This window comes from Nonomuraea sp. NPDC049480 (assembly GCF_044465905.1).
In the GTDB taxonomy this organism is placed as follows: Bacteria; Actinomycetota; Actinomycetes; order Streptosporangiales; family Streptosporangiaceae; genus Nonomuraea.
In genome coordinates this window covers 1-9,487 of record NZ_JBITMD010000066.1, presented here as the reverse complement: position 1 = coordinate 9,487, position 9,487 = coordinate 1, and the positions used below count along the sequence as shown (strand labels likewise).

The following is a 9,487-nucleotide window of genomic DNA, read 5'->3' as shown; positions in this document are numbered from 1 at the left end:
TTGCCACCCGGCCCCGCCACACCCGAGATCGGCTCAGCCAACCCCGCCAGCAACTCCTCCCGATCACCACCCACCACCACCGCACGATGATCAAATGCCTTCCGCCCGGTCAGCAGCGACCAGCCGACGTCAGTGGCATCCACCTCGGGGTTCGCCCGCATCCATTCGGCCAACCGCCCGGCCTGCGCCGCAACGCCCTCACGCGTCTTGGCCGACAGCACCCACGGCACCACCGGCAACCCCTGGCCGGGCTCATCCTCCTGCGGCGGAGCCTCTTCCAGCACCACATGCGCGTTCGTCCCGCTGACACCGAAGGAGGAGACCGCTGCCCGGCGCGGGCGATCCTGCCGCTCCCACGGCCGTCCTTCGGTCAGGAGCTCCACCGCGCCCGCCGACCAGTCCACGTGCGGGCTGCGCTCATCGGCGTGCAGCGTCCGCGGCAGCGTGTCGTGGCGCATGGCCATCACCATCTTGATGATGCCCGCGGCACCGGCCGCGGCCTGAGTGTGGCCGATGTTCGACTTGATCGAGCCGAGCCAGAGCGGCTGCTCCCGATCCTGGCCGTACGTCGCGAGGAGCGCCTGGGCCTCGATCGGGTCACCCAGCGGCGTCCCGGTGCCGTGTGCCTCGACCACGTCGACCTCGGCGGCCGACAGCCCGGCGTTGGCCAGCGCCTGCCGGATCACCCGCTGCTGCGAAGGACCGTTCGGCGCCGTCAGCCCGTTGCTCGCACCGTCCTGATTGACCGCCGAGCCCCGTACCACCGCCAGCACCTGATGCCCGTTCCGGCGCGCGTCCGACAGCCGCTCGACGAGCAGCACCCCGATGCCTTCGCTCCAGCCCGCGCCGTCCGCCGCCTCCGAGAACGCCTTGCTGCGGCCGTCGGTGGCGAGGCCGCGCTGCCGGCAGAACTCGATGAAGGTCCCCGGCGTGGCCATCACCGTCACGCCACCGGCCAGCGCCAGCTCACATTCGCCGTTCCGCAGCGCCTGCACCGCCAGATGCAGGGCCACCAGCGACGACGAGCACGCCGTGTCCACCGTCACCGCCGGGCCCTCGAACCCGAACGTGTACGACACCCGGCCGGACGCGACGCTGCCCGAGATGCCGGTGCCGATCAGCCCTTCCAGCTCCTCAGGCACCGAGGAGAGCTGAGATCCGTAGTCGTGGTACATCACGCCGGAGAACACGCCGGTACGACTGCCGCGCAGCCCTGACGGGTCGATCCCGGCCCGCTCGATGGCCTCCCACGACGTCTCCAGCAGCAACCGCTGCTGCGGATCCATCGCCAGCGCCTCACGCGGCGAGATCCCGAAGAACCCGGCGTCGAACTCGCCGGCGTCGTACAAGAACCCGCCGTGGCGTACGTAGGAGGTGCCCTTGCTGTCGGGGTCCGGGTGGTACAGCCGGTCCAGGTCCCAGCCGCGGTCGGCGGGGAACTCTCCGATGGCGTCCGTGCCGGAGTCCACCAGCTCCCACAGGCCCTCGGGTGACAGCACGCCGCCCGGGTACCGGCAGGCCATGCCGACGATCGCGATCGGCTCGTCGTCGAGCGTCGTCCGGGCAGGAGTGACCGTCGGGGCCGCGGACGCGGCCCCGGTCAGCTCGGAGTCCACGTACTCCGCCACGGCTCGCGCGTTCGGGTAGTCGAACACGAGCGTGGCGGGCAGGCGCAGCCCGGACACGGTGTTGAGCCGGTTACGCAGCTCCACCGCGGTGAGCGAGTCGAAGCCGAGCTCCTGGAAGGCACGGTCCGGCTGCACCGCGTCGGCCGAGGCGTGCCCCAGCACTGTCGCCACCTCATGCCGGACCACTTCGAGCAGCGCCCCGCGCCGTGCGTCGTCATCCATCACGACCAGGCGCCGCGCCAGCGCCGACGCGTCCGAGCGCGCCACCCGCCGCACGGCACCGCGTACCAGGCCTCGTAGCAGGGCCGGGAGGCTGTCACCGCGTGACCGCAACGCCACCCCGTCCACCCGCAGCGGCACCAACGCCGCTTCGCCTGAGCCGGCACCTGCGTCGAACAGCGCCAGTCCTTCGTCCACCGACAACGCCGGCAACCCCTGGCGCCGCATCCGCTCGAAGTCGGCCTCGCTCAGCCATCCGCTCAGGCCCGTGTCGGCATCCCACAGTCCGTACGCCAGCGACGTCGCCACCAGCCCCATCGAGCGACGGTGTACCGCCAGCGCGTCCAGGAAGACGTTCGCCGCCGCGTAGTTCGCCTGCCCTGCCGCCAGCACCAGCCCACCGGCCGACGAGAACAGCACGAACGCGGTCAGATCCAGATCCCGCGTCAGCTCGTGGAGATGCCACGCCCCGTCCGCCTTCGGGCCCAGGACCCCGTCCAGCCGCTCGGCCGTCAACGCACCGACCAGCCCGTTGTCGCCCACTCCTGCCGCGTGTACGATCCCGGTCAGCTCGGGGACGGACGCGATCAGCTCGGCGACGGCGTCCCGGTCACCCACGTCACACGCGGCCACCGACACCTCCGCACCCAGCTCCGCCAGCTCGGCCACCAGCTCCGCCGCACCCGGGGCATCCAGCCCACGCCTGCTCACCAGCACCAGACGCCGCACCTCATGCGCACTGACCAGATGCCGGGCCACCAGCGCACCCAGCCCACCAGTGCCACCGGTGACCAGCACCGTGCCCTCCGGGCCGAACACCGGCCCGCGCTCCTCCAGATCCGAGACCCGCGTCAGCCGTGGAACGCGAACCTCGCCACCGCGAATCGCGATCTCCGGCTCCCCGGAGGCCACCGCCGAACCCAGTGCCATCCAGGACTGCTCGGTGCCATCCACATCCACCAGCACGAACCCGCCTGGATTCTCCGCCTCGGCCGCCCGCACCAAGCCCCACACCGGAGCCACACCGACATCCACGCCCTCATCGGGCCCCACCGCCACGGCACCCTGCGTCACCACCACCAACCGCGACGACGCGAACCGCTCATCGGCCAGCCACTCCTGCACCGCTGTCAGCACCTGATGAGTTGCCCGCCGGACAGCAGCAGGGGCATCCGTCTCCGGGTCGGTGGCAGGGACCTTCAGGAATGCATACTCCAGAACCGACTCCGTGTCCGCCACCGGAGCCTCGATCGCGCTCGTCCAGATCACCTGGTGAAGGGAGGTGAGGCGGGCCTGGTGCTGAGGCGCGATGGACAGAGGACGCAGAGTGAGCGCCTCGATGTCGGCCACCGGCGTGCCCGTGCCGTCCGCGATGGCCAGAGAGACGGACGTACTGCCGGCCTTCGTGCTCTTGGTGACCTTGATGCGGAGGCCGGTCGCCCCGGCGGCGTGCAGTGACACTCCGGACCAGGCGAACGGCAGGAACGGCTGACCCGGCTCCGCTGCCGGGAGCAGGCCGCCCAGAGCGCTGGCGTGCAGTGCCGCGTCCAGCAGGGCCGGGTGCACCCCGAACCGGGCCGCCTCGGCATGCTCCTGCTCCGGCAGCGCGATCTCGGCGAACACCTCACCCGGCCGCGCCCAAGCACGCACCAGCCCCTGGAAGATCGGCCCGTACTCCAGCCCGATCTCCGCCAGATCGTCATACAGCTGCTCGACCTCGACCGGCGCCGCATCCGCGGGCGGCCACTGCACCACGTCAAAGCCCGGCACACCACCCTCGGCCGCCAGCACGCCATCGGCATGCCGCACCCACGGCTCGGCCGTCCCCGGACGCGAATGGATGCCCACCGACCGGCCACCGCTCTCATCGGCCGGACCGGCCACCACCTGCACCTGCACCGCACCCTCGGCCGGCACCACCAACGGCGCCTGCAACGTCAGCTCCCGCAGCCGCGAACAGCCCAGCTCATCGCCGACCCGGACCGCCAGCTCCACCAACGCGGTCCCCGGCACGATCACCATGCCGTTGACCACGTGATCAGCCAGCCACGGATGCGTGGCCACCGACAGCCGGCCGCTGAAGATCACGGACTCGCCACCGGCCACCTCGGTCACCGCACTCAACAGCGGATGATCTACAGCCGCCAACCCGGCCGCACCGACATCGCCCGCCTCCACAACCGCCGGCACCCAGTAGCGCTCCCGCTGGAAGGCATACGTAGGCAGATCGACGTGCTTCGCCGGAGCCAACAGCTCCTTCCACTCGACCCTCACCCCGTGCACATGGAGCCGCCCCAGGGCTTCGACCAGGGCCCGGGCCTCGTCGCGGTCCTTGCGAGCGGCCGGGATGAACACCCCATCGGCGATGCTCTGCTGAGCCAGCCCGGTCAACACCCCATCCGGACCCACCTCCACGAACACATCCGCGTGAGCGGCGGCCACACCGTCGGCGAAACGCACCGCCTCCCGCACGTGCTCCACCCAATAACCCGGCGTGCTCAGCTGACCCGGCTCAGCCACCCGGCCGGTCACATTCGAAATGACCGGAATCGACGGCTCACGGAAGGTCAACCCGGCGATCGCCTGCGCGAACTCGGCCAGCATCGGCTCCATCAACGGCGAATGGAACGCATGCGAGACCCGCAACCGCCGCGTCCGCACATCCACCCGCCGCTCGATCTCCGCGATCGCCTCCTCATCACCGGAGACCACGACGGCGTTCGGGGCATTGACCGCCGCAATGCCGACCCGCTCACCCAGCAGCGGCACGATCTGCTCCTCAGGCGCTGCGACGGCCAGCATCGCCCCGCCCTCCGGCAGGGCTTGCATCAGCCGCGCCCGCGCGGTGACCAGCGTGCACGCGTCGGCCAGGGAGAACACCCCGGCCACGTGCGCCGCGGCGATCTCCCCGATCGAATGCCCCACCAGCACATCAGCCCGCACCCCCAACGAGGTGAGCAGCCGATACAGGGCCACCTCGAAGCAGAACAGCGCCGGCTGCGTCATCCCGGTCTCGTTCAGCACGCCCTCGGCGTCGGTGAACATCACCTCACGCACGGGGTGTGGCAGCAGCGGATCCAGTACCCGGCAGATCTCATCGAGCTCGGCGGCGAACACCGGGAACGCCTCGGCCAGCTCCCGGCCCATGCCAACGCGCTGACTGCCCTGACCGGCGAACAACAACGCCAGCCGACCGCCCGACCCGCTCCCAGAGACCAGCCCAGGAGCCTCCGCACCCTCGGCCAGCGCCCGCAGCCCGGCCACCAACTCCTCGCGATCACCACCCACCACGACCGCACGCTGCTCCAACACGCCCCGCCCAGCCGCCAGCGACCAGGCGGCGTCGACGACCGACGTCTCGTCCGAGACCCACGACGCCAGCCGCGACGCCTGCGCCCGCAACCCCTCCACCGACTTGGCCGACACCAACCACGGCACCACCGGCGGCACAGCCACCGGCTCAGGCCCGACATCCGCACTCGGCCCCTGCTCAATGATCACGTGCGCGTTCGTCCCACTGATCCCGAACGACGAGACCGCAGCCCGGCGCGCATGCCCGTTCACCGGCCACGGCTGCGACTCGGCCAGCAGCTCCACCGCGCCCGCCGACCAATCCACGTGCGGCGACGGCTCATCCACGTGCAACGTCTTGGGAAGCATCTCGTGGCGTAGCGCCATCACCATCTTGATCACGCCCGCCACGCCCGCAGCCGCCTGCGCATGGCCGATATTCGACTTCAACGACCCCAGCCACAGCGGCCGCTCCCGCTCCTGCCCATACGTGGCGATCAGCGCCTGCGCCTCGATCGGATCGCCCAGCACGGTCCCCGTACCATGGGCCTCGACCGCATCCACGTCGGCCGCCGAAAGCCCCGCGTTGGCCAGCGCCTGCCGGATCACCCGCTGCTGCGAAGGACCGTTCGGCGCCGTCAACCCGTTGCTCGCCCCGTCCTGGTTGATCGCCGACCCGCGAACGACCGCCAGCACCTGGTGCCCGTTCCGCCGCGCATCCGACAGCCGCTCCACCAGCAGCACACCGACGCCCTCGCTCCAGCCGGCGCCATCCGCCGCGGCGGCAAAGGACTTGCACCTGCCGTCGGGCGCGAGCCCGCGCTGCCGCGAGAACTCGATGAACATGCCAGGTGTCGACATGACCGTCACGCCACCGGCCAGCGCCAGGTCGCAGTCACCCGACCGCAGCGCCTGCGCCGCCCAGTGCAGCGCCACCAGCGACGACGAGCACGCCGTGTCCACCGTCACCGCCGGGCCTTCCAGCCCCAGCGTGTAGGAGACCCGGCCGGACACCAGGCTGCCACCACTGGTGTTCGCCGGAGTGCCCAGCCCGTAGTCGTGATACATCACACCCGCGAAGACACCCGTACGGCTGCCACGCAACCCGACCGGATCGATCCCCGCCCGCTCGATCGCCTCCCACGACGCCTCCAGCAGCAACCGCTGCTGCGGATCCATCCCCAGCGCCTCACGCGGCGAGATCCCGAAGAACCCGGCGTCGAACTCGGCCGCGTCGTACAAGAACCCGCCCTGCCGCGCATACGTCTTCCCGGGCGTGCCCGGCTCCGGGCTGTACACCCCTTCCACGTCCCAGCCACGATCGGCCGGGAACTCCCCGATCGCGTCCATACCGGAGACGACAAGCTCCCACAGCCCTTCCGGCGACTCCACCCCGCCCGGATACCGGCAGGCCATGCCCACGATCGCGATCGGCTCGTCGACCACCGACGCAGTGGTCACCACAGTCTGCTCGGCGGGCCCGTCGCCCAGTTCGTCCGTCAGGAACTCCGCCACCGCCTCGGCGGTCGGGTAGTCGAAGACCAGCGTGGCCGGGAGCCGCAGCCCGGTGGCCGTGATCAGCTGGTTGCGGAACTCGACCGCCGTCAGCGAGTCGAAGCCGAGCTCCTGGAAGGCACGCCCAGGTGGTACGGCCTCCGCCGAGGCGTGCCCCAGCACCTTGGCCGCCTCCTGCCGGACCAGTTCCAGCAGCATCCGGTCCCGCTCGCCGGGCTCCATGCCGGCCAGCCGCCGCGCCAGCCCCGAACCGGCGGCCCGGGCCACCTGCCGTACCGGACTCCGCCCCAGGCCGCGGAGCAGCGCGGGCAGGCTCTCACCCCGGCCCCGCAGCGCCGAAGTGTCCACCCGCAGCGGCACCAACGCCGCTTCGCCCGAGCCGGCACCTGCGTCGAACAGCGCCAGTCCTTCGTCCACCGACAACGCCGGCAACCCCTGGCGCCGCATCCGCTCGAAGTCGGCCTCGCTCAGCCATCCGCTCAGGCCCGTGTCGGCATCCCACAGTCCGTACGCCAGCGACGTCGCCACCAGCCCCATCGAGCGACGGTGCACCGCCAGCGCGTCCAGGAAGACGTTCGCCGCCGCGTAGTTCGCCTGCCCTGCCGCCAGCACCAGCCCACCGGCCGACGAGAACAGCACGAACGCGGTCAGATCCAGATCCCGCGTCAGCTCGTGCAGATGCCACGCCGCATCCGCCTTCGCCGCCAGCACCGCGTCGAACCGCTCCGGCGACAGCGACCGCACCAGCCCGTTGTCGCTCACCCCGGCCGCGTGTACGACCCCGGTCAGCTCGGGGACGGACGCGATCAGCTCGGCGACGGCGTCCCGGTCACCCACGTCACACGCGGCCACCGACACCTCCGCACCCAGCTCCGCCAGCTCGGCCACCAACTCGGCCGCACCCGGGGCATCCAGCCCACGCCTGCTCACCAGCACCAGACGCCGCACCTCATGCGCACTGACCAGATGCCGGGCCACCAGCGCACCCAGCCCACCAGTGCCACCGGTGACCAGCACCGCGCCGTCCGGCCCGAACACCGGACCACGATCGCCACCACCGGCGACCCGGCCCAACCGCGGCACCAGCACCCGACCCGACCGAACCGCGGCCTCCGGCTCCCCGGACGCCGCCACCGAGCCGACCGCCTGCCAGGACTCCTCGGTGCCGTCCACATCCACCAGCACGAACCGGCCAGGATTCTCCGCCTCGGCCGCCCGCACCAAGCCCCACACCGGAGCCACACCGACATCCACGCCCTCATCGGGCCCCACCGCCACGGCACCCTGCGTCACCACCACCAACCGCGACGACACGAACCGCTCATCGGCCAGCCACTCCTGCACCGACGCCAGCACCTGATGAGCCGCCCGCCGGACAGCAGCAGGGGCATCCGTCTCCGGGTCGGTGGCGGGGACCTTCAGCAACGCCCACTCCGGCACCGACTCCGCGTCCATGGCCGAGGCCAGGTCGGGCAGCTCCCCGGTCCCGGCGTCGGAAAGGCTGATCTGGTTCCACTCCACGTGGAGCAGCGATTCGGCGTGACCGTTGGTGAGCTGACCGGCCGTGATGGGACGTACGGCGAGCGACTCGACGGACAACACCGGCGCCCCGTCGGCGTCCGCGATGCTCAGCGCGATGGACGTGTCGTGAATGCGGGTGATCCGTACCCGCACGCCGCTCGCCCCGGCGGCATGCAGTTGCACTCCGGTCCAGGAGAACGGCAGCACGGTCTGCCCGTCCCCGGCGATCAGCTGCGCGTGCATCGCGGCGTCCAGCAGGGCCGGGTGCAGCCCGAAGCGCGCCGCGTCGGCATGCGCCTGCTCGGGCAGCGCGACCTCGGCGAACACGTCCTGGCCACGCCGCCACGCCGCCTGCAACCCTTGGAAGACCGGCCCGTACTCGTACCCCATCTCCAGCAGGAGGTCGTACGCGCCGGACACGTCCACCACGTCGGCCTCGGCCGGCGGCCACTGTTCCAGCCCGGCCACCGGCACGAGCGGGGCGGCGGCCACCGCTCCGTCGGCATGCAGCACCCACGTGCCCGGAGCGTCGCCGTCGGCGCGGGAGTGGATCGAGATCGGCCTCACGCCGGTCTCGTCACCTCCGCCGACCAGCACCTGCACCTGGCGGCCGCCGTCGGCGGGCAGGAGCAGCGGCGCCTGCAGCGTCAGCTCCTGTACGAGCGGGCAGCCCACGTCGTTTCCGGCCTGAAGGGCCAGCTCCAGGAACGCCGTGCCGGGGAGGAGGATCGTGCCGTTGACCGCGTGGTCGGCCAGCCAGGGCTGCGTGGCCACCGACAGCCGGCCGCTGAAGATCACGGACTCGCCACCGGCGACCTCGGTCGCCGCACTCAGCAGCGGGTGATCGACCGCCGCGAGCCCCGCCACGGCCACGTCACCGTTCCCGGCCCGCGCCGAGATCCAATAACGCTGGTGCTGGAAGGCGTACGTGGGCAGATCCACGAGCGCGGGACGGGCCGGGGCGAAGAACGCCTCCCAGTCGACGGCCACGCCACAGGCCTGCAACCGGCCCAAGGCCTGGACGAACGCGCGCGCCTCGTCACGATCCTTGCGGGTGGCCGGGACGAAGGTCCCGTCCTCGATGCTCTGCTGCGCCAGAGCGGTCAGTGTGGCGTCCGGCCCGACCTCGACCCACACCTTGGCCCCGGCGGCGACCACGCCGTCGGCGAAACGCACCGCCTCCCGCACGTGCTCCACCCAATAACCCGGCGTGCTCAGCTGCCCCGGCTCAGCCACCCGGCCGGTCACATTCGAAATGACCGGAATCGACGGCTCACCGAAGGTCAACCCGGCGATCGCCTGCGCGAACTCGG

General features: G+C 71.6%; 1 protein-coding gene. It reads right to left on the bottom strand.

Annotated features, from left to right (window positions below; genetic code table 11):
- On the bottom strand, positions 1 to 9,487 hold a 9,487-nt coding region (locus ACIBX3_RS60950), incomplete at both ends, for an SDR family NAD(P)-dependent oxidoreductase (RefSeq protein WP_397129984.1).